The sequence below is a fragment of the Pseudomonas taetrolens genome (genome assembly GCF_900475285.1).
Lineage (GTDB): Bacteria > Pseudomonadota > Gammaproteobacteria > Pseudomonadales > Pseudomonadaceae > Aquipseudomonas > Aquipseudomonas taetrolens.
Genome location: NZ_LS483370.1, coordinates 2388109 through 2411279 on the forward strand (window position 1 = coordinate 2388109; position 23171 = coordinate 2411279).

19 protein-coding genes are annotated in these 23171 nt (G+C 57.5%); 5 read left to right on the top strand and 14 right to left on the bottom strand.

The window, feature by feature from the left end; all coding sequences use genetic code 11:
* Positions 1 to 19 precede the first annotated feature (19 nt).
* From DQN55_RS10945 to DQN55_RS10980, 8 genes are all read right to left on the bottom strand, one after another.
* Positions 20 to 1381: a UDP-glucose dehydrogenase family protein gene (locus tag DQN55_RS10945; RefSeq protein ID WP_048380009.1), complete on the bottom strand. Its 1362-nt coding sequence runs from the start codon at positions 1379 to 1381 to the stop codon at positions 20 to 22.
* Positions 1378 to 1785: a 4-amino-4-deoxy-L-arabinose-phosphoundecaprenol flippase subunit ArnF gene (arnF, locus tag DQN55_RS10950; protein ID WP_048380007.1), complete on the bottom strand. Its 408-nt coding sequence runs from the start codon at positions 1783 to 1785 to the stop codon at positions 1378 to 1380. Before arnF ends, DQN55_RS10945 begins: the two co-directional genes overlap by 4 nt.
* Entirely contained in the window at positions 1782 to 2126 is a 345-nt protein-coding gene (gene arnE / locus DQN55_RS10955; protein ID WP_048380005.1) for a 4-amino-4-deoxy-L-arabinose-phosphoundecaprenol flippase subunit ArnE, read from the bottom strand. The genes arnF and arnE overlap by 4 nt, the downstream gene beginning before the upstream one ends.
* On the bottom strand, positions 2123 to 3772 hold the full coding sequence (gene arnT, locus DQN55_RS10960; protein WP_048380003.1) for a lipid IV(A) 4-amino-4-deoxy-L-arabinosyltransferase: 1650 nt from the start codon (positions 3770 to 3772) through the stop codon (positions 2123 to 2125). Before arnT ends, arnE begins: the two co-directional genes overlap by 4 nt.
* Positions 3769 to 4653, bottom strand: coding sequence for a 4-deoxy-4-formamido-L-arabinose-phosphoundecaprenol deformylase (gene arnD, locus DQN55_RS10965; RefSeq protein ID WP_048380000.1), 885 nt, complete (start codon positions 4651 to 4653; stop codon positions 3769 to 3771). The genes arnT and arnD overlap by 4 nt, the downstream gene beginning before the upstream one ends.
* Complete coding sequence (arnA, locus tag DQN55_RS10970; protein ID WP_048379998.1) at positions 4653 to 6644, bottom strand: bifunctional UDP-4-amino-4-deoxy-L-arabinose formyltransferase/UDP-glucuronic acid oxidase ArnA; 1992 nt, start codon at positions 6642 to 6644, stop codon at positions 4653 to 4655. Before arnA ends, arnD begins: the two co-directional genes overlap by 1 nt.
* Positions 6641 to 7651, bottom strand: coding sequence for an undecaprenyl-phosphate 4-deoxy-4-formamido-L-arabinose transferase (arnC, locus tag DQN55_RS10975; RefSeq protein ID WP_048379995.1), 1011 nt, complete (start codon positions 7649 to 7651; stop codon positions 6641 to 6643). The genes arnA and arnC overlap by 4 nt, the downstream gene beginning before the upstream one ends.
* A gap of 441 nt (positions 7652 to 8092) precedes the next feature.
* Entirely contained in the window at positions 8093 to 9094 is a 1002-nt protein-coding gene (locus DQN55_RS10980) for a DNA-binding protein (protein WP_048379993.1), read from the bottom strand.
* A 180-nt stretch (positions 9095 to 9274) separates the two neighbouring features.
* Here DQN55_RS10980 and DQN55_RS10985 point away from each other — a divergent pair, with 180 nt between their 5' ends.
* The 3 genes from DQN55_RS10985 (at position 9275) to ahpF (ending at position 12640) form a co-directional block, all read left to right on the top strand.
* On the top strand, positions 9275 to 10213 hold the full coding sequence (locus tag DQN55_RS10985) for a site-specific integrase (protein WP_048379992.1): 939 nt from the start codon (positions 9275 to 9277) through the stop codon (positions 10211 to 10213).
* A 172-nt stretch (positions 10214 to 10385) separates the two neighbouring features.
* Positions 10386 to 10949, top strand: a complete 564-nt coding sequence (gene ahpC, locus DQN55_RS10990) for an alkyl hydroperoxide reductase subunit C (protein ID WP_016780891.1) — start codon at positions 10386 to 10388, stop codon at positions 10947 to 10949.
* Between the two features lie 128 nt (positions 10950 to 11077).
* Positions 11078 to 12640 carry an alkyl hydroperoxide reductase subunit F gene (ahpF, locus tag DQN55_RS10995; RefSeq protein WP_048379991.1) on the top strand — a complete coding sequence of 521 codons (1563 nt, stop codon included), beginning with the start codon at positions 11078 to 11080 and terminating at the stop codon, positions 12638 to 12640.
* A 57-nt stretch (positions 12641 to 12697) separates the two neighbouring features.
* Here the strand turns inward: ahpF and gloA are convergent, their stop codons facing one another.
* The 3 genes from gloA to DQN55_RS11010 all read right to left on the bottom strand — a co-directional run bounded on the left by gloA (position 12698) and on the right by DQN55_RS11010 (position 15892).
* Complete coding sequence (gloA, locus tag DQN55_RS11000; RefSeq protein WP_048379987.1) at positions 12698 to 13219, bottom strand: lactoylglutathione lyase; 522 nt, start codon at positions 13217 to 13219, stop codon at positions 12698 to 12700.
* Positions 13220 to 13730: 511 nt separating this feature from the next.
* Positions 13731 to 14090, bottom strand: a complete 360-nt coding sequence (locus DQN55_RS11005) for a histone-like nucleoid-structuring protein, MvaT/MvaU family (RefSeq protein WP_048380656.1) — start codon at positions 14088 to 14090, stop codon at positions 13731 to 13733.
* 245 nt (positions 14091 to 14335) lie between these two features.
* Positions 14336 to 15892, bottom strand: a complete 1557-nt coding sequence (locus DQN55_RS11010; protein WP_048379985.1) for an EAL domain-containing protein — start codon at positions 15890 to 15892, stop codon at positions 14336 to 14338.
* A 326-nt stretch (positions 15893 to 16218) separates the two neighbouring features.
* On the opposite strand from DQN55_RS11010, the gene hppD reads away from it, so the two are divergent.
* Positions 16219 to 17295, top strand: coding sequence for a 4-hydroxyphenylpyruvate dioxygenase (gene hppD, locus DQN55_RS11015; protein ID WP_048379983.1), 1077 nt, complete (start codon positions 16219 to 16221; stop codon positions 17293 to 17295).
* Between the two features lie 51 nt (positions 17296 to 17346).
* Here the strand turns inward: hppD and DQN55_RS11020 are convergent, their stop codons facing one another.
* The 3 genes from DQN55_RS11020 to DQN55_RS11030 are packed head-to-tail and all read right to left on the bottom strand — an operon-like array spanning position 17347 to position 22292.
* Positions 17347 to 17982 (bottom strand): DUF1345 domain-containing protein, encoded by a 636-nt coding sequence (locus DQN55_RS11020; RefSeq protein WP_048379981.1) that lies wholly within the window; start codon positions 17980 to 17982, stop codon positions 17347 to 17349.
* Positions 17983 to 18036: 54 nt separating this feature from the next.
* Complete coding sequence (locus tag DQN55_RS11025; protein WP_048379979.1) at positions 18037 to 21135, bottom strand: efflux RND transporter permease subunit; 3099 nt, start codon at positions 21133 to 21135, stop codon at positions 18037 to 18039.
* A 2-nt stretch (positions 21136 to 21137) separates the two neighbouring features.
* Positions 21138 to 22292 carry an efflux RND transporter periplasmic adaptor subunit gene (locus tag DQN55_RS11030; protein ID WP_048379977.1) on the bottom strand — a complete coding sequence of 385 codons (1155 nt, stop codon included), beginning with the start codon at positions 22290 to 22292 and terminating at the stop codon, positions 21138 to 21140.
* 177 nt (positions 22293 to 22469) lie between these two features.
* On the opposite strand from DQN55_RS11030, the gene DQN55_RS11035 reads away from it, so the two are divergent.
* Positions 22470 to 23171: a response regulator gene (locus tag DQN55_RS11035; protein ID WP_048379975.1), complete on the top strand. Its 702-nt coding sequence runs from the start codon at positions 22470 to 22472 to the stop codon at positions 23169 to 23171.

The window sequence follows — 23171 nt, forward strand, 5'->3', positions numbered from 1 at the left end:
GTCACAGGACAGGCATCGCTCAGTGCGTTGAGCCTTGTGAGACCGGCAGGTTGCAGGACTCTCCGCGTCCCATCGGGAAGTATTGCAGGCCTTTGCGGGCCAGGCGTTCGCTGTCGTACAGGTTGCGTCCGTCAAAAATGACCGGGTTTTTCAGGCGCTGTTTGATCAGGTCGAAGTCCGGCGCCTTGAATTGCTGCCACTCGGTACACACCACCAGGGCATCGGCACCGTTAAGGGTTGATTCAGGCGTGCCCATCAGGCTCAGGTGTGCTTCGTCCGCGTATAAGCGCTGGGTTTCCTGCATGGCTTCCGGGTCGAAGGCGCGGACATGGGCACCGGCTGCCCACAGGGCTTCCATCAGCACGCGACTGGGTGCGTCGCGCATGTCATCGGTGTTGGGTTTGAAGGCCAGCCCCCAGAGGGCAAAGGTTTTGCCTTTGAGATCGCCGTTGTAAAACGCATTGATGCGATCGAACAGCTTGTGTTTCTGGCGTTCGTTGATGGCCTCGACCGCCTGCAGCAAATCGCTGGAGCAGTTGACCTGCTGGGCGCTGTGGATCAATGCGCGCATGTCTTTGGGGAAGCACGAGCCGCCATAGCCGCAGCCCGGGTAGATAAAGTGATAGCCAATGCGCGCATCGGCGCCGATTCCCAGGCGGATCGCTTCGATGTCTGCGCCCAGGTGTTCGGCCAGCTCGGCGATCTGGTTGATGAAGCTGATCTTGGTCGCAAGCATGCCGTTGGCAGCGTACTTGGTCAGCTCGGCACTGCGCCGGTCCATGAAAATGATGCGGTCATGGTTGCGGTTAAAGGGCGCGTACAGGTCGCGCATGGTTTCGCGCACTTCATCGCGCTCACAGCCGATGATGATGCGGTCCGGACGCCGGCAATCGGTGACCGCCGAACCCTCCTTGAGAAACTCGGGGTTGGAGACCACATCAAACTGCAGCGAGCGCCCGCTCGCGTTCAGGGCGTTGTTGATATGCAGCGTCAGGGCATCACCGGTGCCCACCGGAACCGTGGATTTCTCCGCCAGGATCAAGGGTTCTTCCCGGTGCCGGGCGACGGCATCACCCACGGCAAACACGGCGCTGAGGTCCGCCGAACCGTCGTCGCTCGGCGGGGTGCCCACGGCAATAAACAGCACCTGGCCGTGCTCCACGGCCTGCTTTTCATCGCTGGTAAAACGCAGGCGCCCGGTTTCAAGGTTGTCGCGTACCAGGTTAGCCAGCCCCGGTTCAAAAATGCTGATATGCCCCTGCTGCAGTGACTCGACCTTGTTTTGGTCGATGTCCATGCAGATCACGTCGTGACCGACCTCGGCCAGCACCGTCGCCTGCACCAGGCCTACATAACCACTACCAAATACACTGATTTTCATGCGCAGTTCCTGGAACCTGGGGTACGTCGTAAATTGATCGTCAACACGCCGAGAATGACCAGTGTCACCCCGAGGGTTTTCGAAAGGGTGAAGCTCTCGTTGAATATCGGCAGGCTGGCCGCCAGCAGGTACACCGCTGCATAGCTGATGCTGAGCAATGAATACGCCCGTCCCAGTGGCACGTCGCGCAAGGCGAGCAGCCAGGCCCCCATCGACAGTGCGTAAAGAACAATGGCGCTTGCCACCACCGCCAGCGCTGACAGGGATACGTCGCCCTGGTGGAATGCGTCCAGCCATTGGGCCGGTTCGGGCAAGCGCGTCATGCTCCAGCGCATGCCCAATTGAGCTGTGCTGACCAGCAATACGCTGCCCGCGGCAAAGCCCAGTCCACGTTTGAGGCTCATGCGTTCGACCCCAGCAACACCACACCCGCAATCACCAGGCCCACGCCACACCAATGGCGCAGGTCGATGGTTTCTTTGAACAGATAACGCGCGACCAGGGTGATCAGGACAACGTTCAGGCTGAGCATCGGATACGCAATCCCGACCTCCAGCCTTTGCAGCACGAACAGCCACACCAGCAAACCCAGGCCAAGGCATGCCAACGCCAGCCACAGACAGGGAGTGCGCAGTACCTGTATCAAGCCAGGGGCTGTTCCACGCCAGCTTTCGACGGCGTATTTCTGGGCGATTTGACCGACGCAGGTCAGCACGCACGCCATCAGCAACAGCGCCAGGGTCATGGCGCGCTCTGCGGGATGATCAGGATTACCATGTTGCCTTCGTCATAGCGCCGGGCATCCTGGGGCAGCAGATCCATTTCGTGACTCTCATCACTGTCTTTGACCCGCATCAGTACCCCCACGGAGCCTTTGCGACGCGCCTCGGTCATCCATTGTCCGATCTGCGCAAGGGTGATGCTTTTGCCCTCGGCGTCAGCATGGGCCAGACCGTAGGCAACCTCTCCCGAGGTGTTGTACAGCGTGATATCGGGGCGGCGCAGACGCCAGGACAGGGCAGAAGCCGCCCCCAGGTCATTGCTCAGCAAGGTGTTGACCTGCGACAGTTCCTGGAGGTGCTCAAGGACAAACTGATCGGGCATCTTGTTGTAGACCACGCTGTTGGGCAGGCTGGCCGGCACCAGCATCACCGCCACGCCCATGCCCAGTGCCGGCAGACTCCACAGCTTGAGTGGCCGCCACACAAGCAGCGCATTGCAGGCAATCCAGGTCAGCAGCACCACGATCAGTAGCGTCATGTGCCAGGGTTCGTCGTGATAGAGCGGTTTTTTGTTCTGCAAGTAAACCAGGGCCAGCAATCCGGCGCTGCCCAGCAGCAGATTGACCAGCCCGTTGCTGCGCAATGCCGTGGTGCTGGCACGTTCGACCCGCTGCATCAGGGCGTGCCCCAGCAACAAGGCCAGCGGCAGCAGACAAGGCAGGATGTAGGTCGGCAACTTGCCTTTGCTGAGGCTGAACAAGGCCAGCGGCAGCAGCAGCCACAACAGCAGGAACACCACACCGACCTCTCGCCGGTTGCGCCAGGCGTCCTTGAAGGTCACAGGCAGCAGTGCGGCCCATGGCAAACTGGCGACCACCATCAGCGGCAGGTAGAACCACCACGGCTCGCCGTGTTGGGCGTCTGCTCCGGCAAAGCGACGGATATGCTCGTGCCAGAAGAAAAACCGCCAATAGTCGGGTTCCTGGGCATGCACCGCCAGGACCCAGGGCAACGACACCACGGTGGCGACCAGGATTGCCACCAGCCCGTACTTGACCAACTCGCGGAAACGCTTTTGCCAGATCATGTAGGGCAGGGCGATCAGGACCGGCAGCAGCAGCGCCAGAAACCCTTTGGTCATGAAACCCATGCCGCAGGCAAAGCCCAGCACCACCCAACTCATCAGGCGTTGACGTTGCGACGGGCTGTCGATGGCAAACCATAAGGCTGCCAGGCTGAGGTTGACCCAGAAGGTGAACTGCGGATCAAGGTTCGAATAGCCCGCCAGGCTCGCAATCAGGAAAAACGTCATGTACACCAGCGCGCAGGCAAAACTCTTGCGCGGGTCATTCCACAAACGCCGGGCTACGGCATAGGCCAAAAACACACTCAAGCCGGTGGCGATAGCCGACGCGATGCGCACGCCAAACAGGTTTTCACCAAAAATGGCCTGGCCGATGGCAATCATCCAGTAGCCGGCAATCGGTTTTTCGAAGTAACGCAAATCCATGAAGTGTGGCGTGACCCAATTGCCATCGATCAGAATTTGCTGACTGATTTGCGCATAGCGCGCTTCATCGGGAATCCACAGTCCATGGGTGCCCAGCGGCACCAGGTAAAAAGCGATAAAGGCCAGGATCAGCAGCGGCAGTGCCCAGCGTTGAGTCATGGTTGCTGCACTCCCAGCCAGCCTTCGCGGCCGTCCAGCACGCCACGGCTCAATTGCCCGACGGGCAGGCTGTCGAGGTCAGGGGGCAACAAGTCGCGTAATGGGCCGAAGTGAATGCCTCGGCTGTGCGCCTCTGCCAGTAATTGTCGGAAATCGTTGGCCATCAGAATCCCTTCTACCTCTGCGTGAATGGTGTACGCATTCAGCTTTTGCGGGCTGAAGCGATCAAGAATGTAGGCATTGAAATCGGCGGCACTCAGCGCTGGCCCGACCACTTCATCGAACGTGGGCAGGTCCACGGGGATTTGCGCGGTCCCCGGGCTGCCGTCAGTCAGGCGGGGCCTGAACAGGCTGTGCCCGCGGCAGTCGCTGTTGTAGCGAAAGCCAAAAGTTTGCTTGGCTTGAACCACACGTTCATCGGCCCGCCAGCCCGCGGCGGCTGAGCACTCGACCGCTTGCCCGGTGATGTCGCTGAGGGTGTCGACGCCTTTGCGGATCTGTTCGATCAACTGTGCTTCGCTCCAGCGCCCGGCATTGGCCTGCCAGCCATGATGATCCCAGGCGTGCAAGCCCACCTCGTGGCCGGCGGCCAGGGTCTGGCGCATCAAGTGCCCCAGGTCCTGACCGATGGGTTTGCCGGGCCAGGCGGTGCCGGCCAGCAAAATATCCCAGCCGTACAGACTGGCGGCTTTGGAGCGCATCATCTTCCAGAAGAACCGGGGCTTGGCCAGCCGCCACAGATGGCGGCCCATGTTGTCCGGACCGACACTGAAGAAAAAGGTGGCTTTGATCTGAGCTTCGTCGAGCAGTTCGAGTAACCGGGGCACCCCCTCACGGGTGCCCCGGTACGTGTCGACGTCAATGCGCAGGCCTGCTTGCATTAGCGTTTTTCCGCAATTTCGATCATGGCTTCGCGCAGGAAGAAGTCCAGGGTCTTGCCAATGGTTTCACTCAGTTCGATGCTCGGCGTCCAGTCGATCAGGCGGCGAGCGTTTTCAATGCTCGGCTTGCGATGGCTGACATCCTGGTAACCGGTGCCGTAGAACGACTGGCTTTCAACATCGCGGAAACCGGCGAACGGCGGAAAGTTGTCACGCAGCGGATGCGCTTCAAACTGACGCAGCAGCTCCTGGCCCAGCTCACGAATACTGGCTTCGTTGTCCGGGTTGCCAATGTTGATGATCTGCCCGTCGCATTTGCCGTCACGGTTTTCAATGATTCGCGCCAGGGCTTCGATGCCATCGTCGACATCGGTAAAGCAACGCTTTTGCTCGCCACCGTCCACAAGGCGGATCGGAGTACCTTCCACCAGGTGCAGGATCAACTGAGTGATGGCGCGCGAGCTGCCGACCCGTGCCGAGTCCAGACGGTCAAGGCGTGGGCCCATCCAGTTGAACGGGCGGAACAGGGTGAACTTCAGGCCTTTCTGGCCATAGGCCCAGATCACACGGTCAAGCAATTGCTTGGACACCGAGTAAATCCAGCGCTGTTTGTTGATCGGCCCGACCACCAGGTTGGAGGTGTCTTCATCGAAGTTTTTGTCCTGGCACATGCCATACACTTCGGAGGTCGAGGGGAAAATCACGCGCTTGTTGAACTTGACGCAGTACCGCACCAGCTTGAGGTTCTCTTCAAAGTCCAGCTCGAACACGCGCAACGGGTTACGGGTGTATTCGATCGGTGTTGCAATGGCCACCAGCGGCAGGATGACGTCGCATTTTTTAATGTGGTACTCGATCCACTCGGTGTGGATGCTGATATCGCCTTCCACGAAGTGGAAGTTCGGGTGGCTGCGCAGGCGATCGATGGCGTCGGAGCCAATGTCCAGACCGTACACCTCGTAGCGGTCGTCTTGCAGCAGACGCTCGGACAAGTGGTTACCGATAAAGCCGTTAACCCCCAGGATCAGTACGCGAGTGCGGCGTGCCGGACGACCGGATTCGCTGCCGCGCAGGCGCGAACCCTCCACCAGGCCCAGCTCATTGGCCAATTGCGGGCCGCTCAGGTACAGCCCGTTGTCGTTACGTTGGCCGGCGGTAATGACCAGGGAATCCTGCCCGCAAGCAATGCGCAGCGGATCACAGCTAATCACTTGGCCGGGCGCCTGCCCCTGATTGCCAGCGATCACCTCGGCGCCCCAGACAATCAGTTTGTGCTCGCCCACTGCGCAGAAAGCGCCTGGGTATGGCTGGGTAACCGCACGCACCAGATTGAACAGTTCTTCAGCGGGGCGTGCCCACTGCAACAGGCCATCGGCCGGGGTGCGGCGTCCGAAAACCGTGGCTTTGGATTCGTCTTGCGGGGTTTCTTTGAGCGTGCCTTCAGGCAGCAGCGGCAAGGTTTCGGCCAACAGTCTGGCTGCGGTTTCGCGCAACTTGGCGTGCAGGCTCAGGGCGGTGTCGGAGCGCTCAATGCTGATTTTTTGCTGGGCCAGAATGGCGCCCGCATCGGCACGCTTGACCATGCGGTGCAGGGTCACGCCGGTTTCGGTTTCGCCATTGACCAACACCCAGTTCGCCGGGGCGCGGCCACGATAGCGCGGCAGCAACGAGCCGTGCAGGTTGAACGCGCCCTGGCTGACGCTGGCCAGCAGCTCTTCGCCCAACAGGTGGCGATAGTAGAACGAGAAAATGTAGTCGGCGTTCAGTTTGCGAATGCGCTCAACCCACAGTGGATGGTTGGCGTCTTCCGGCGCATGCACCGGGATGCCTTTGCGCGCGCACAACTGGGCCACAGAACCGTAAAAGTTATTTTCCTTCGGGTCGTCGGCATGGGTGAACACGGCGGTAATTTCATAGCCTGCATTGAGCAAGGCTTCGATGCCTGTGCAACCAATATCGTGATAGGCGAAAACAATGGCTTTCAAACTCATGATTGAACCTGTGTCGACGTAGAAGGTGAAGGTGAAGGTGAAGACGTTGCGGTGGCGGGTTCGGCACGCACGATCTTTTCAATAAAAAAGCGCGGGCGGGCTCGCACATCGCTGTACATGCGGCCCAGGTATTCACCCAGCAGCCCCATGCCGATAAATTGGCCGCCGGTGAACACGAACAGCACGGCAAACAGCACAAAAGTGCCATGGCCGGCCCAGGTAGCGCCGAATATCAGGCGCAGCACGACCAGGACAATGGCGAAACTCACGCCCAGAACCGCCATGCTGAAGCCGATGATGCTCAGCAGCCGCAATGGAGTGGTGGTCATGCAGGTCACCAGATCAAACATGAGGTTGATCAACCGCATCGCGCTGTATTTGGAATCACCATGCTCCCGCTCAGCATGTTCGACCTGCACTTCCGTGGTGTGCCGGGCAAAGCTGTTGGCCAGAATCGGAATGAAGGTGCTGCGCTCACGGCAGTTGAGCATGGCGTCGACGATCGTGCGGCGATAAGCCCGCAGCATGCAGCCGTAGTCGCTCATGGCGACGCCGGTGGAGCGCTGCACCGCCAGGTTGATCACCCGTGATGGCCAGCGCCTCCAGGCCGAATCCTGACGATTGTTGCGTACGCTGCCGACCACGTCGTAGCCCAGGGCGGCCTGTGCAACCAGTCGCGGAATTTCTTCAGGCGGATTCTGCAGGTCGGCGTCAAGGGTAATGACGACATCCCCCTTGGAGTGTTCAAAGCCGGCCATGATGGCGGCATGCTGCCCGTAGTTGCGATTGAGGATCACCGCGACTACCGGGCTGCCTTCACGCGCGGCCGCTTCTTCCAGGATCTGCGCAGAAGCATCGCGACTGCCGTCATCGACGAGGACGATTTCATAAGATTGGGTCAACTGTGCGCAGGCCGCTTCGGTGCGGCGCAGCAGTTCGGGCAAGCTTTCTTCTTCGTTGAAGACCGGAATGACGATCGACACGCACTGAATAGGGTAGGGTTTCAAAGTAGTTGTTCCAGTCAGTTTCAATGGCACAAGACATTGCGCCTTAACGTCTATCTGCTCGGCCGCGGTGACGGCATGTTCTCGGTGGGATTAAAGACCATTGCGGATAAAGGTAAAGCTGCCAGACGCCGTTATCTGCATGATTTTTCAGCAAAGTCTTTGGGCTCTCCATCAAGGCTGTGCGTACGGTAAACGCTGTTTGATGAAATGCCTATGAAAGACAGGTGAAGGAGCCGTGTTTTCCGAGCGCTAGACAGGCGGGATTCAGGAAAGTTGTACGCGGCTTGAAACTTCATCTGCGTGCGCGACTTTTTTGAGCCTGTGCAGCTTTTGGCCGATGGTTAATCGGCCTGGCTGTCAGCCCGCCATGCAATCAGGCAATAAAAGCCCTGTTGTGACTCAAGTCCGGCCTGCAATCACCACGGCCTGATGCGTGCAGGGTCAGGTCTTGTCGGGCGTCGTCTCGTCGTCGCTCTGCACCGCTTTGAGGCTCTCCAGCGCCGTCTCGGCTCTGATGGCCCGCAAGGCCAGCGCCGTGTTGCTTTCACGGGCTTCGCTGTTGGCCTGTTTCAAGCCTTCACTTTCTTGCGTCGCGACCCTCAGGCGCTCCTGGAGCAGGGTGCGTTCGCTTTCGAGCTGGCTCAATTGGCGGTTCAACTGGGTATTAAGGTTATTGAGTGCGTGCTGCTGGTCTTTGGCCTGATTCAGTTCTTTGCCCAGACTTCGACTCTCGCTGAGTACCCGTTCGTTATCGCGGTGCAGCTGGGTGATTTCATCCTGGCGCACCAGCGCACTCTGTTGTGCCTGACGCAGCTCCATCTGCACCTGCTGCAGCTGGCCTTCGTGACGGCGCTGATCCTGCTCGCGCTGTTCTTTCACCGCGCTACGGTAGTGCTCAAGCGCTTCTCGGGCGTGCAGGTGTTTTTCTTCCAGTGAGCGTATCTGCTCGTCACGGTCCTGGAGCCGCAGTTCGAAATCGCTGCACGCCTGATTCAGGGCAGCATTGCGGGTCTGTTCGGCTTGTAGCATCGAACGGGTGGATTCAAGGCTGGCACTTTCCTGGTTCAAGGCAGTGGTCTGGATCTCAAGTTGTTGCTGCAGCTGCAGCTGGGTCTGCCCGGCCAGCTCCAGTTGCCCCTGAAGTTCATTCTGCAGCTGGCGGTAATGGGCTTCTGCACGGTCGATTGGCTCTTGCGCCTGTTCTTGCAAGCGTTGAGCAAGGCGGGCGACCAGATCGGTCAGCTCGTCGCTGATCTGCTCTTGAGGGGTGCCACGGCGGGTGTCCGCTTCATCCAGCTCCTTCAGATACCGATGGATCGTGGTTTTTGACCCGGTATTGCCCATCTCGATACGTACGGCATCAATGCTCGGGTGTTCTCCACGAGCCAGGATTGCCGTGCGTGCAATTTGAACCACCGCCTTGTTTACGCCGCCCCGAGCCATGGCTCTCTCCTACGATTATGTACTGTGGTATGTATCATGTATTTACATACTACATTGGTTGGATTTATTTGTCTTTATAGGTTTAGAAACATGCGGGATATACTGGTATTATCCCGTGCCAGAGCCTTAAAACTGCTTTTAAGGCCTGTTTTCAGTACGCCAATCAAGAGAACTGCCGCAATGAGCGAGCTGGATCGCTACTTAAGCGCCGCGACCCGCGACAACACCCGCCGCAGCTACCGGGCAGCCATCGAGCACTTTGAAGTGACCTGGGGTGGATTCCTTCCGGCGACGAGCGATAGCGTGGCGCGTTATCTGGTTGCGCATGCCGGGCAGCTTTCGATCAACACCTTGAAGCTGCGGCTGTCGGCGATTGCCCAGTGGCACAACAGCCAGGGGTTCGCCGACCCGACCAAGGCACCGGTGGTGCGCAAAGTGTTCAAGGGCATTCGCGCGCTGCACCCGGCGCAAGAGAAGCAGGCCGAGCCACTGCAATTGCAGCACCTGGAGCAAGTGATCGACTGGCTTGAGGGCGAAGCCCTGGCCGCACAAGCCAGCGCCGACCAGCCCGGCTTATTGCGCGCCAGGCGTGATGCGTCGCTGATCCTGCTGGGTTTCTGGCGAGGGTTTCGCAGCGATGAACTGTGCCGCTTGCAAATCGAGCACGTCCAAGCGGTTGAGGGTTCAGGGATTACCTTGTATTTGCCGCGCAGCAAAAGTGACCGCGACAACCTCGGCAAGACATACCAGACCCCGGCCTTGCAGCGCTTGTGCCCAGTACGCGCCTACAGTGAATGGCTCAAGGTTTCAGCGCTGGTGCGCGGGCCGGTGTTCCGCGGAATCGACCGCTGGGGCAATCTGGGGGAAGAGGGGTTGCATGCCAACAGCATCATCCCGCTATTGCGCCAGGCGCTGGAACGCGCCGGAATTGCCGCAGAACATTACACCAGTCACTCACTGCGTCGCGGTTTTGCAACATGGGCCCATCAAAGTGGTTGGGACTTGAAGTCGCTGATGAATTACGTCGGCTGGAAAGACATCAAATCCGCCATGCGCTATGTTGAAGCTTCCCCGTTTACCGGGATGAGCCTCACACGCGAAAAGCCCATCGGCCATTGACTTGCATCAGGTTGAAAGTCTGGCAGGTGACCCATATTTAGATTTCTGCTATTTATAGTGTCGTCTGATAGCTAAAACTAATCAGCGGCATCAGCTTTGCCAATGAGCCAGATACGAAATGTGTTGTTAAGATTCACCCCATCAACTTTTCACCCCTGACGGAGAGACAACGATGCCTATCATCAACAGCCAAGTAAAACCTTTCAAAGCAACCGCTTACAAAAACGGCAGCTTCGTAGAAGTGTCGGACGCCGACCTGAAAGGCAAATGGTCTGTCGTGTTCTTCTACCCGGCTGACTTCACTTTCGTTTGCCCTACCGAACTGGAAGACCTCGCTGACAACTACGAAGAGTTCAAGAAACTCGGCGTTGAAATCTACAGCGTGTCGACCGACACCCACTTTGCTCACGCTGCCTGGCACAACACTTCGCCAGCCATCGGCAAAATCCAGTACACCATGATCGGCGACCCTACGCTGACCATCTCCCGCAACTTCGACGTTCTGATCGAAGAAGCAGGTCTGGCTGACCGCGGTACGTTCGTGATCAACCCAGAAGGTCAGATCAAAATCGTTGAACTGAACGATGGCGGTGTTGGCCGTGACGCTTCCGAGCTGCTGCGCAAAATCAAGGCTGCTCAATACGTTGCTGCCCACCCAGGCGAAGTTTGCCCGGCTAAATGGAAAGAAGGTGAGTCCACCTTGGCTCCGTCGCTGGACCTGGTTGGCAAGATCTAAGCCTGTGAACCAGCCAAGGGCGGTGATCCGCACCTGAATTGCTGCATCATCGCCCTCAAAACGCCCGGGCGACCTTCGCTCGGGCGTTTTTTTTACACGGCATTAATCTTTAAAGGAGATCGCCCCGTATGTTGGACGCCAATCTAAAAGCACAGTTGAAGTCATACCTGGAGCGGGTCACACAGCCGATCGAGATCGTTGCGTCTCTCGACGACGGTGCGAAATCCCGTGAAATGCTTGATTTGTTGAAAGAGATCGCCAGCCTTTCCAGCCAGATCACCTTGCTGGACAACGGCACCGATGCGCGCAAGCCATCGTTCTCGTTGAACCGCCCGGGCGGCGATATCAGCCTGCGCTTTGCAGGCATCCCAATGGGCCACGAATTTACTTCGCTGGTGCTGGCATTGCTGCAAGTCGGCGGCCACCCATCGAAAGCCAGTGCCGAAGTGATTGAGCAGATCCGTTCATTGAAAGGTGAGTTCAACTTCGAAACCTATTTCTCGCTGTCCTGCCAGAACTGCCCTGATGTGGTTCAGGCGCTGAACCTGATGGCGGTACTGAACCCGAACATTCGCCACGTGGCCATCGACGGCGCCCTGTTCCAGGATGAAGTCACTGAACGCCAAGTGATGGCGGTACCTAGCGTCTACCTGAACGGTGTGAATTTCGGTCAGGGCCGCATGGGCCTGGAAGAAATCCTTGGCAAGCTGGACACCAGCGCCATTGAGCGCCAAGCCGAAAAAATCAGCGCCAAAGAAGCCTTTGACGTGCTGGTGATCGGTGGCGGCCCGGCCGGTGCAGCGGCAGCCATTTATGCTGCACGTAAAGGTATCCGCACCGGTGTTGCAGCCGAACGTTTCGGCGGCCAGGTGCTTGACACCATGGCGATCGAGAACTTTATCTCGGTTCAGGAAACAGAAGGGCCGAAACTGGCCACGGCTCTTGAAGAGCACGTCAAGCAATACGACGTGGATATCATGAATCTGCAGCGTGCCGACCAGTTGATTGCAGGCAAGGCAGGCGAGTTGCACGAGGTGAAGTTTGCCAGTGGTGCCTCACTCAAGGCCAAGACCGTAATCCTGGCCACCGGTGCCCGCTGGCGCGAGATGAACGTTCCCGGTGAGCAGGAATACCGCAACCGTGGCGTGGCATACTGCCCGCACTGCGACGGCCCACTGTTCAAAGGCAAGCGCGTTGCGGTCATCGGCGGCGGCAACTCCGGCGTTGAGGCGGCCATCGACCTGGCCGGGATCGTGTCTCACGTGACCCTGCTTGAGTTCGATACGCATCTGCGTGCCGATGCAGTGCTGCAGCGCAAGCTTCACAGCCTGGCGAACGTGACCATCATTACCAACGCTCAGACCACCGAAGTGACGGGTGACGGGCAGAAGGTCAACGGCCTGCGTTACAAGGATCGTCAGTCGGGTGATGTGCGTGACGTTGAGCTGGAAGGCATCTTTGTGCAAATCGGCCTGCTGCCAAACACCGATTGGCTCAAGGGCACGATCGAGCTTTCGCCACGAGGCGAGATTGTTGTCGATTCACGCGGTGAGACGTCGATCCCGGGCATCTTCGCTGCCGGCGACGTCACTACCGTGCCTTACAAGCAGATCGTGATTGCAGTGGGTGAGGGCGCTAAAGCTTCGTTGAGCGCATTCGATCACCTGATCCGCACTTCAGCACCGGAATAACCGGCCTGAAACAAAAAACCCCATGAGTGATCATGGGGTTTTTTTCGCGTTCGATTTTTACATCGGTTGCGGCTGAATGATTTCGACCCAGTAACCATCAGGATCTTTGACAAAGGCCAACGACTTCATGCGGCCATCGTTTAAGCGCTTCTGGAAATCAACGCCCAGTGCTTCAAAGCGTTCGCAGGCAGCACGAATGTCCGGTACCGAAATGCAGATGTGACCAAAGCCGCGCGGGTCGGTGTTGCCGTTGTGGTAGACCACGCTGTCGTCAGTTTCCGAACCATGGTTATGGGTCAGCTCAAGGATGCCTGGAATCGACTTCATCCATAGAGTGCGAGCGGCGTCGTCTGCCGGGATTTGCGCCTTGTCGACCAGGGCCAGGAAGTACAGGCTGAACTCGGCGTCAGGGAAGTCGCGCTTTTCTACCAGCGAAAAGCCCAGCACCCGTGTGTAAAAGTCCAGGGACTTGGTGATGTCCTTGACGCGCAACATGGTGTGGTTGAAGACGAAATTTTGGGTAGCGCTATCTGGTTCAGCAGTAACACCGGGGAATGTATTCAGATCCTGCAGGCTCATGGCCCCTCCGAAATGACAAGTGTGTGGTCAATCGCTGCAATGAGCGTGATGGAAGAATGATACGGAACCCGGCGCCCGGCGCCAAACCTGTTTTTCCAATCAGCGGGGATGGATGGTGGCTGACCGATATTTGACACTGTGGGGTTTGTGTCAAATTACAGGCAAAAAGAAGCCCGCCGAAGCGGGCATGGGGCGCTAGTCCTTTAGCTGCATTCATCCTGTTACCTGGCGTGTGAAAAATATGTGAATCCGTGCCGTCCCAGTGGTGTTTCCGCCGAGAGGTTAATAATGGCGGGCAAGCCGGGCCTGGTCTTAATCGAAAATGCCGGACGGCTGTATAAACAGGCTGTCCGCCGTTACCGCGGATTTCAGGCGGGAGCGAGGGAACGGATAACACCAGTGAATGCTGTTATATCAGTTTGCGCCGTTATGCCTGTGCGCAGAGACTGCATCGAGTGCAACTTCACCGCTAAAAAAGCCCGGCAGAGCCAGGGCTTTTAGCGGTGCTGTTTCAGCGGCGTAGCCAAGTATCTACTGTCTGAGCGCCGTACTCTTCTTTCCAGGCTTTCAAGCCGCGGTGATTACCACCTTTAGTTTCGATTAGTTCACCGGTGTGAGGATTCTGGTAAACCTTCAATACCCGCGCCTTGCGCTGTTTTGGGGCGGCCGTCATCTTCGAGGCAGTGGGCTTTGGATCCAGAATGGCAATAATATCCCTCAGGTTCTTGCCATAGGATTTCATCAGTCCTTGCAGTTTTTGTTCGAACTCGATTTCCTTTTTCAAGCCCGCGTCATTTTTCAGCGCTTCCAGCTGTGCCATCTGTTCTTGAAGCGCTTTCTCAGCAGCACGAAATTCAGCAAGTCTGGACAAAGTCATTACTCCATTCGTAGGCTTGGTTGTCGGAACCGAAGCGAATTAGCGATGATTGAATTACACGCAATAGACAGTGCGACAGTTAATGCGTTCAGCCCACACGAAGGTTTCTTATACACAATATTCAGGCATGGCCAAACAGTCAAAAAAATTGTAATAGCTAAATACCGTATTGCCAATGTCGGGCCACTCACCGATGTTAAAAAACATCCGTTTTACGTCGATACAAACCTGTATTCCGTTTATAGGTGATCGGCGGTTGCCGGGCGCGCCTGTAATGAGGTGATGAAGTCGGTTGCGGTTAAAGGACGGGCAAATAGATAACCTTGTAAAAACTTGACCCCTTGCAGCGTCAGGTAGCGGCTTTGCTCCTCGGTCTCCACACCTTCAGCCACGATGCCCAGGTCCAGCTTGGCACTGAGCTCGATGATGCTGTCTAGAATATGCCGGGACAGCGCATCGACACCGATCATGGCGACGAAGCTTTTATCGATTTTCAAATAATCGACGTTAAATTCGCGCAAGTAACTCAAGCTTGAATGGCCCGTACCGAAGTCATCTATGGCAATCATGACGCCCAGGCCGTGCAGCGCTGCAAACAGGGCATGGGTGGCCGCACTTGGCACGATTAATTCGCGCTCGGTGAGTTCCAGTACAAGACGGATATGCCCTGGCGGGAATGCCTGTAAAAAGTCCCGGCAATCTTCCACCAGTTCAAGACTTTGACAATGACGGGCCGTGATATTGAAGGCCATGTGAAAACCGGGCTCCATGCTGTTGGCGTGAGGCGCCAGCAACAGGGCCGTTTGCGCCATGAGCGACCGTGTCATGGGCACGATCAATCCCGAATGTTCTGCGAAAGGAATAAACAAGTCCGGGCGCACCAGCCCTTCTTTAGGGTGTTGCCAGCGCATCAATACTTCGGCTCCCGCCCATTGTTTGGTTTCACTCAGCACGACCGGCTGGAAGTAGGGAATAAACTCGCCTGCGTCCAGACCGCGCTGTAATTCATGGGTCGGTGAAGAGGAACGCTTTTTAAGCCAATGGACAGTCGTCGCGGACATTAAGCCCAGGAATACCAGCAACCCCAGTAATCCGGGGTATTCAAACCAGATAGAGCGCCAGACTTCATCCTTGCCAAAACCCGCTACAACACGGTAAGGAAATTGAGGCGAGGCCACGGAACTTTGGCCAACCGGATAGTGCGGCAGCGGAACGTTCTGCACTTTGCCGTATCGATCAACCCAGGCATCTCCCACTTGAATCAATAACCGGGTTTTCTGGTTGATCAGACCCAGAACGTTTACCAGGTGAAAGCCATAAAGGCTGACCAGCACGCTGCTCTTGCCCTTTTGCTTGCGGTAAACCAGCAACGGTTCGTCGGGTGTGACCGTATTGCCTTCCATCAGCCACAAGGTACCGTTGGTGTAATTCTTCGGGTTGACCGCTTCTTTAAACTCTCCGAACAGGGAGGTGCAGTAAATCTGGTTGTCCCACACCAGGTTGACTGAGCGAACGAAAGGTCTGCGTGTTACCTGGTCACGCAAGGCCAGCTCAACCTGATGGCAATCCTGGCCTGCCATTGGCAAGACGATGTCGGCAGACAGCACGGCATTGTTTAACATCAAATCAAATTGTCGAACGGCCTCTTCGGCGGTTCGGGTGGCCACTGATTCGAGGGAACGGTTGGCTTGCCAATAAAGAATGAAGATGCCCAGCACGATTGGCAGTAACCCGCTAAGCACGATCAATGCGTAGCGATCAGTCAATTTACGGCTCATTTTTAACGTGAGAGGCATTCAGGATCCTGACCATGCAAGAGAGGGCTTCAGCAAAAGGGTCATGCAAGGCTAGCATCGGGACAGGCTATTTCACACGGTGCTGAGACAAACATGATTACGCCATGTAGAATCGGCTTACGCATACAAGAATAATGACTTCTGCAAGCAGAAGCCCCACCGCGTACGAGATGGGTCGAAATGAAGATATTCGGGTTCCAATTGATCTACGGCGATTTCCTTGCGCGCAGTGTACGCGGGATTTCCTGCGCGCCGCCCGCAAGCCTCGGCATTCTTAGCAAGTAACCGTCTGTTAACTCTAAAAATGACCATGATGAGGCGCCAAAATGGCCGATCTATACGAAAACCCTATGGGCCTGATGGGCTTTGAATTCATCGAATTCGCGTCCCCTGTACCCAATACCCTTGAACCTATTTTTGAAATAATGGGTTTCACCAAGGTTGCCACCCATCGCTCCAAAGACGTGCATCTTTACCGTCAGGGCGAGATCAATCTGATCCTCAATAACGAGCCGAACAGCGTCGCTTCTTATTTTGCAGCGGAACACGGCCCGTCTGTGTGCGGCATGGCCTTTCGCGTGCGCAACGCACAACAGGCCTATTCCCGTGCACTGGAGCTGGGCGCACAACCGATTGAAATTCCGACCGGTCCGATGGAACTCAATCTGCCAGCCATCAAGGGCATTGGCGGCGCGCCGCTGTACTTGATTGACCGTTACGGCGAAGGCAGCTCGATCTACGACATCGACTTTGTGTTTATCGAGGGTGTCGATCGCCACCCGGTGGGCGCAGGCTTGAAGATCATCGACCACCTGACGCATAACGTGTATCGCGGACGTATGGCCTATTGGGCCAACTTCTACGAAAAACTGTTCAACTTCCGCGAGATTCGTTATTTCGATATCAAGGGCGAGTACACGGGTCTGACATCCAAGGCGATGACCGCCCCGGATGGCATGATCCGAATTCCCTTGAACGAAGAGTCGTCGAAGGGTGCAGGGCAGATCGAAGAGTTCCTGATGCAGTTCAACGGCGAAGGCATCCAGCACGTTGCGTTCCTCAGTGATGACTTGCTCAAGACCTGGGACGCGCTGAAGAAAATCGGCATGCGTTTCATGACCGCGCCACCAGACACCTACTATGAAATGCTTGAAGGCCGCCTGCCCAATCACGGTGAGCCGGTGGGCGAGCTTCAGTCTCGTGGCATTCTGCTGGACGGTTCTTCCGAGTCCGGTGACAAGCGCTTGCTGTTGCAGATCTTCTCGGAAACCCTTATGGGGCCGGTATTCTTCGAGTTTATCCAGCGCAAGGGCGATGACGGCTTTGGCGAAGGCAACTTCAAGGCGCTGTTCGAATCCATTGAGCGTGACCAGGTTCGTCGTGGTGTGCTGAGCACCGATTAAGCCTGGCAGTACAAAAAAAACGGCAACCCTCGGGTTGCCGTTTTTTTTGGCCTAAAACAAGCCTGCGGCGATATTGATCGAGAACCCCAGCACCGCGGTATTGAATAAAAACCCCAATAACGAATGCGCCAGCACCACTTTGCGCAGCTCGCGGGTGGCGATACAGACATCCGAGGTTTGCACCGCAACGCTCAAGGTGAATGAGAAGTACATGAAATCCCAATAGTTCGGATCAAGTTCCCCCTCCGGAAAGCGCAAGGCCGGCTCCGTACCCGGGTTGTTATAGAACAGCCGCGCATAGTGCAGGCCGAAAATAACCCCGATCATCAGCCACGATCCCACGACGGTCAGGCCGGTAAAGCTGTAATGCACCAAGCGGTCGCCAGCATTGAGCTTCCCTGCGGACAGCTCGAGCATGATGGCTGCGAGGCTGGCAATCGCCGCAATGCTGACGGTAAACAGCACCAGGCCGGCATTTTCATCCTCTATTTCAGCGGTGCGCTTGACGTCGCAGGCCTTGGATCGCATCACCAGCCACAGGGTGAGTATCAGGTACAGCCAGACACCTGCGTTCCATCCCAGCAAAAACTTGGTGGTGAGCGTCGCAGCGGGCGCAAAGACCCCGATTGCCACCCCCAGCAGGGTGGCGACCGTCAGGCGCGGATGAGTACGAGCAAGGTGCGGCATAAACAGTTCCTGTAAAGAAAAGGTCTACAGAACCTTAGCATCTACAACAACGGCTCATGGCTTTGGCGATGGTCTGTTCACCAGTCTCATCACCACGACAAAGAACACAGGCACAAACACGACGGCCAGGGTGGCGACGATCATGCCTCCGATCACGCCGGTACCGATGGCTTGCTGGCTGGCCGAGCTGGCGCCAGTGGCCATGGCCAGCGGCAATACGCCGAGAATGAAGGCCAGGGATGTCATCACAATGGGCCGTAGACGCAAGCGCGCCGCCTGTACCGTGGCGTCCACCAGATCATGACCTTCGTCGTAAAGGGTCTTGGCGAATTCGATGATCAGAATGGCGTTCTTCGCCGACAACCCGATAATGGTAATCAGTCCTACCTTGAAGAACACATCGTTGGGCATACCGCGGAACGTCACGGCCAGCACAGCACCCAGCACCCCCAGCGGAACGACAAGCAATACCGCCGTAGGGATTGACCAGCTCTCATAGAGTGCTGCGAGGCACAGGAACACAATCAGCAGCGACAGGCCCAGCAGAATCGGCGCCTGCGCCCCCGAGAGTTTTTCCTGCAGCGAGAGACCGGTCCATTCAAGGCCCAGGCCGGCCGGCAATTGATCGACCAGGCGCTGCACTTCAATCATGGCCTCGCCGGTGCTATGGCCGGGCGCCGACTCACCGGAGATGCTGATCGCAGGATAGCCGTTATAGCGTGAAAGCTGTGACGGACCTTGAATCCAGCGGGCTTCGACAAAGGCCGACAGCGGTACCATTTTTCCAAGGTTGTTGCGCACATTGATCTTCAGCAAGTCTTCGACCTGACTGCGCTGATCCCCCTCGGCCTGGACCACGACCCGCTGCATGCGCCCCAGGTTCGGGAAGTCATTCACATAGGCCGAACCCACGGCGGTGGACAGTACATTTCCGATGTCGGCAAACGAAACGCCCAATGCATTGGCGCGCTTGCGATCCACTTCGAGCTGTACTTGCGGGCTTTCGGCCAGTGCACTTTCACGCACATTGGCCAGGACCGGGCTTTTCTCGGCCAGGGCCAGCAATTCGGTGCGGGCCTGCATCAGCGCGTCATAGCCAACGCTGCCACGGTCCTGCAAGCGGAACTCAAATCCGCTGGAGGTACCCAGGCCGCTGACCGGGGGCGGCAGGATGGCAAAGGCAATCGCGTCCTTGAGCTCGCCAAAGGCCGTATTGGCCCGTTCAGCAATGGCTGAGGCCGAGTCTTTTGCGCCACGATCCGACCAGTCCTTAAGGGTGGTAAAGGCCAGCGCGGCGTTTTGCCCGTTCCCCGAAAAGCTGAAGCCGAGAATCATCGTGGTGTTGCCGACACCGGGTTCAGCGGCATTGTGTGCCTCGATCTGCTCGGCCACCTTGATGGTGCGTGCCTGGCTGGCTCCGGGCGGCAACTGAATGTCGGTGATGGTGTAACCCTGGTCTTCCACCGGCAAGAAGGAGGAGGGCAGACGGGCAAAGCACAGCACCAGTATCAGCAGCAACACTCCGTACACCAGCAGGTAACGCCCGCTGCGCTTGATCAGGTGCACCACCCAGTGCTCATAGCCTTGCGAGAGTTGCTCGAAGCGCTGGTTGAACCAGCCAAAAAAGCCGCCCTTGGCATGATGTTCGCCTTTGGCGATGGGCTTGAGCAGGGTGGCGCACAGCGCCGGGGTCAGCGACAGCGCGAGGAATGCCGAGAACAGAATCGAAGTGGCCATCGACAGCGAGAACTGCTGATAAATCACCCCGACCGAGCCGGGCATAAAGGCCATCGGAATAAATACGGCCACCAGCACCAAGGTAATGCCGATGATTGCGCCACTGATCTGGGTCATCGCTTTGCGCGTGGCTTCACGGGGAGAAAGCCCCTCGGCAACCATGATCCGCTCGACGTTCTCCACCACCACAATGGCATCGTCCACCAGAATCCCGATGGCCAGCACCATGCCGAACATGGTCAGCACGTTGATTGAGAACCCCAGCACCAACATGACCGCAAAGGTTCCCATCAGGGCAACCGGCACCACCAGGGTCGGGATCAGGGTGTAGCGCACGTTCTGCAAGAACAGGAACATGACGGCAAATACCAGCACCATGGCTTCGACCAGGGTGTAGATCACCTTGGTGATGGAGACTTTGACGAAAGGTGTTGTGTCGTAAGGGATGCTGTATTCAACCCCCGACGGGAAGTAGCGGCTCAGCTCATCCATTTTGGCGCGGATCAGGTTGCCCGTGCTCAAGGCATTCGCCTCGGGGGCCAGCTTGACACTGAAAGCACTGGCCGCCTTGCCATTCAGGCGTGTGCCGTACTGGTATTCCTGACTGCCGATTTCGACCCGTGCCACGTCGCCAATGCGCACTGTGGAACCATCCGGGTTGGCACGCAGGACAATTTCGGCAAACTCTTGCGGCGTCGAAAGCTGGCCTTTGACCAGGACGGTAGCGGTAATTTCCTGGGTCGGGCGCCCCGGCAAGTCGCCGATGCTGCCTGCGGAGACCTGGGCGTTTTGACTGGCAATGGCCTGGCTGACGTCGGCGGGTGTCAGGTTGAAACCAATCAGCTTCTGTGGATTGATCCAGATCCGCATCGCACGTTCGGCGCCATACAATTGCGCCTTGCCGACACCTTCGATGCGTTTGATCTCATTCATGACATTGCGCGCAAGGTAATCGCTGAGTGCAGTTTCATCGAGCGGGCTGTCATTGGCCGTCAGGGTCACCAGCATCAAGAAGCCCGACGACACTTTCTCGACCTGCAAACCTTGCTGCATGACCGCTTGGGGCAGGCGCGATTCCACGGTTTTAAGGCGGTTCTGCACATCGACCTGGGCCATTTCGGGATCGATGCCCGGTTTGAAGGTGGCGGTGATGGTGGCGCTGCCAAGGCTGCTCTGGGATTCAAAGTACAGCAGGCCATCGGTGCCGTTGAGCTCTTGCTCGATCAGGCTGACAACGCTTTCATCCAGGGTCTGTGCGGATGCGCCGGGGTAGACGGCGTAGATTTCAACTTGTGGCGGTGCAACCACCGGATATTTGGCCACTGGCAACTGCGGGATAGCCAATGCTCCCGCCAGCAGAATGAATAGTGCAACGACCCAGGCGAAGATCGGGCGGTCGATAAAGAACTGCGGCATGCTCACTGATCCGTGGAATGTGCGAGGGGAAGGGTCGGGTCATCGATCTGCACGTATTCACCGGGGCGAGCGTGCTGCAGGCCCTCGACAACGATGCGGTCGCCGGCCTTCAGCCCTGCATTGACGATCCAGCGGTCATTCAACACGTTGCCCAGTTGCACCGGCTGTTGCTTGACCCGGTTCTCGGCATCGAGCAACAGCACCTGGGCGATGCCCGCGCTGTCGCGCAAGATCGCCCGTTGCGGCACGGTGATCCCCTGTTTATTGAGGGCCTGTTCCACACGTACACGCACAAAGCTGCCAGGCAGCAAGTCATAGTCGGGATTGGGGAATTCACTGCGCACGATGATCTGGCCGGTGCTCGGGTCCACACTGATATCCGTGAACAGAAGCTTGCCGGGCAGCGGATAGAGGTTGCCGTTGTCACGGATCAACGTGGCCTTGGCCTGATTTTTACCCACTTGCTGCAACTCGCCGGCACGGAATGATTCGCGCAGGTTATCCAGGTCACGGGTGGACTGCGTCAGGTCGACATGAATGGGGTCCAGTTGCTGGATCCGCGCCAATGCGGTCACTTCACCCTGGCCGACCAGCGCACCTTCTGTGACCAGCGCCCGGCCGATACGCCCGGAGATGGGGGCGGTAACGGTGGCATAGCCTAGGTTCAGGCGTGCCCGTTGAACCTCAGCCTCGTTGGCGGCGACATCGGCGCTGGTTTGCTGAGCGACAGCGCGTGCGTTGTCGTACTCCTGACGGCTGATCGCGTTGATTTGAATCAGCTCGCCATAGCGCTGGTCTTGCAGCCTGGCCTGCTTTGCCAGCGCCTGCGCCTTGCGCAGTGCAGCCAGCGAACTGTCCAGCTCAGCCTTGAGGGGGGCGGGATCGATCAAAAACAGCACATCGCCTTGTTTGACTTCGCTGCCTTCGGCAAACACGCGCTTGAGGACGACACCCGCGACCCGTGCACTGACTTGCGCGACCCGAGGTGCGACGACCCGCCCGCTCAACTCATTGCTGATGGACACGGGGGCGGAGGCAACCACTTCGGTTCGGACCTTGACCAAGGGAGGCTTGGTTTCAGCCACGGGGCTTTTGTCGCAGGCACTGATGGTCAGTGCCAACGCTGTAAGACATAGCGGGGCGAAGAGCTTTTTCAACGATCATGCCTTCTGAATATGCAGGTTGTTTCTTAAAAGTTCTTGGCATGCTAAGCGCAGCACGCAAGAGGCGTTGTGAAGCTATGTAGGAGGTATGTTAAAAAGTGTGAAGGATGCGCTCCTATTCGCATCAGGTTGTATATCCTTCGGGTTTTCCCCCGGTTGTAACCATTTATTATGCCCACTATTTTGCTGGTCGAAGATGACGTCGCACTTTCGGAACTGATTGCCAGCTACCTGGAGCGCAATGGCTATCAAGTGAGCGTGATAGCCCGGGGTGATCAGGTACGGGACAGGGCACGAAACACCCCGCCGGACCTGGTGATTCTTGACCTGATGTTGCCAGGACTGGATGGTTTGCAAGTCTGCAGGCTTTTGCGGGCCGACTCTGCAAGCCTGCCGATCCTGATGTTGACTGCACGCGACGATAGTCATGATCAGGTGCTGGGGCTAGAGATGGGGGCCGATGATTATGTGACAAAACCTTGCGATCCACGGGTGCTGTTAGCCCGCGTTCGCACCTTGTTGCGCCGCAGCAGCCTCAGTGAACCGCAAGTGGCCAGCGACAGGATCCTGATCGGCAACCTGTGCATCGACCTGTCGGAACGTACCGTGACCTGGCGCGGACAAGCCATCGAATTGTCCAGCGGTGAGTACAACCTGCTGGTGGTACTGGCCCGGCATGCCGGTGAAGTGTTGAGCCGCGATCAGATCCTGCAGCGATTGCGCGGTATTGAGTTCAATGGTACCGACCGCTCGGTAGACGTGGCGATCTCCAAGTTGCGGCGCAAATTCGATGACTGCGCCGGCGAAGCGCGCAAGATCAAGACCGTGTGGGGCAAGGGTTACCTGTTCAGTCGCTCGGAATGGGAATGCTAG

What these genes read in the sequence shown, in the direction of transcription:
- ahpC (WP_016780891.1), top strand. Translation starts at nt 10,386, where the DNA reads ATGCCTATCATCAACAGCCAAGTAAAACCTTTCAAAGCAACCGCTTAC.
- hppD (WP_048379983.1), top strand. Translation starts at nt 16,219, where the DNA reads ATGGCCGATCTATACGAAAACCCTATGGGCCTGATGGGCTTTGAATTC.
- arnA (WP_048379998.1), bottom strand. Translation starts at nt 6,644, where the DNA reads ATGAGTTTGAAAGCCATTGTTTTCGCCTATCACGATATTGGTTGCACA.
- DQN55_RS11025 (WP_048379979.1), bottom strand. Translation starts at nt 21,135, where the DNA reads ATGCCGCAGTTCTTTATCGACCGCCCGATCTTCGCCTGGGTCGTTGCA.
- arnE (WP_048380005.1), bottom strand. Translation starts at nt 2,126, where the DNA reads ATGACCCTGGCGCTGTTGCTGATGGCGTGCGTGCTGACCTGCGTCGGT.
- DQN55_RS11035 (WP_048379975.1), top strand. Translation starts at nt 22,470, where the DNA reads ATGCCCACTATTTTGCTGGTCGAAGATGACGTCGCACTTTCGGAACTG.
- gloA (WP_048379987.1), bottom strand. Translation starts at nt 13,219, where the DNA reads ATGAGCCTGCAGGATCTGAATACATTCCCCGGTGTTACTGCTGAACCA.
- arnF (WP_048380007.1), bottom strand. Translation starts at nt 1,785, where the DNA reads ATGAGCCTCAAACGTGGACTGGGCTTTGCCGCGGGCAGCGTATTGCTG.
- DQN55_RS11020 (WP_048379981.1), bottom strand. Translation starts at nt 17,982, where the DNA reads ATGCCGCACCTTGCTCGTACTCATCCGCGCCTGACGGTCGCCACCCTG.
- arnT (WP_048380003.1), bottom strand. Translation starts at nt 3,772, where the DNA reads ATGACTCAACGCTGGGCACTGCCGCTGCTGATCCTGGCCTTTATCGCT.
- ahpF (WP_048379991.1), top strand. Translation starts at nt 11,078, where the DNA reads ATGTTGGACGCCAATCTAAAAGCACAGTTGAAGTCATACCTGGAGCGG.
- DQN55_RS10980 (WP_048379993.1), bottom strand. Translation starts at nt 9,094, where the DNA reads ATGGCTCGGGGCGGCGTAAACAAGGCGGTGGTTCAAATTGCACGCACG.
- DQN55_RS10985 (WP_048379992.1), top strand. Translation starts at nt 9,275, where the DNA reads ATGAGCGAGCTGGATCGCTACTTAAGCGCCGCGACCCGCGACAACACC.
- DQN55_RS11010 (WP_048379985.1), bottom strand. Translation starts at nt 15,892, where the DNA reads ATGCCTCTCACGTTAAAAATGAGCCGTAAATTGACTGATCGCTACGCA.
- arnD (WP_048380000.1), bottom strand. Translation starts at nt 4,653, where the DNA reads ATGCAAGCAGGCCTGCGCATTGACGTCGACACGTACCGGGGCACCCGT.
- DQN55_RS10945 (WP_048380009.1), bottom strand. Translation starts at nt 1,381, where the DNA reads ATGAAAATCAGTGTATTTGGTAGTGGTTATGTAGGCCTGGTGCAGGCG.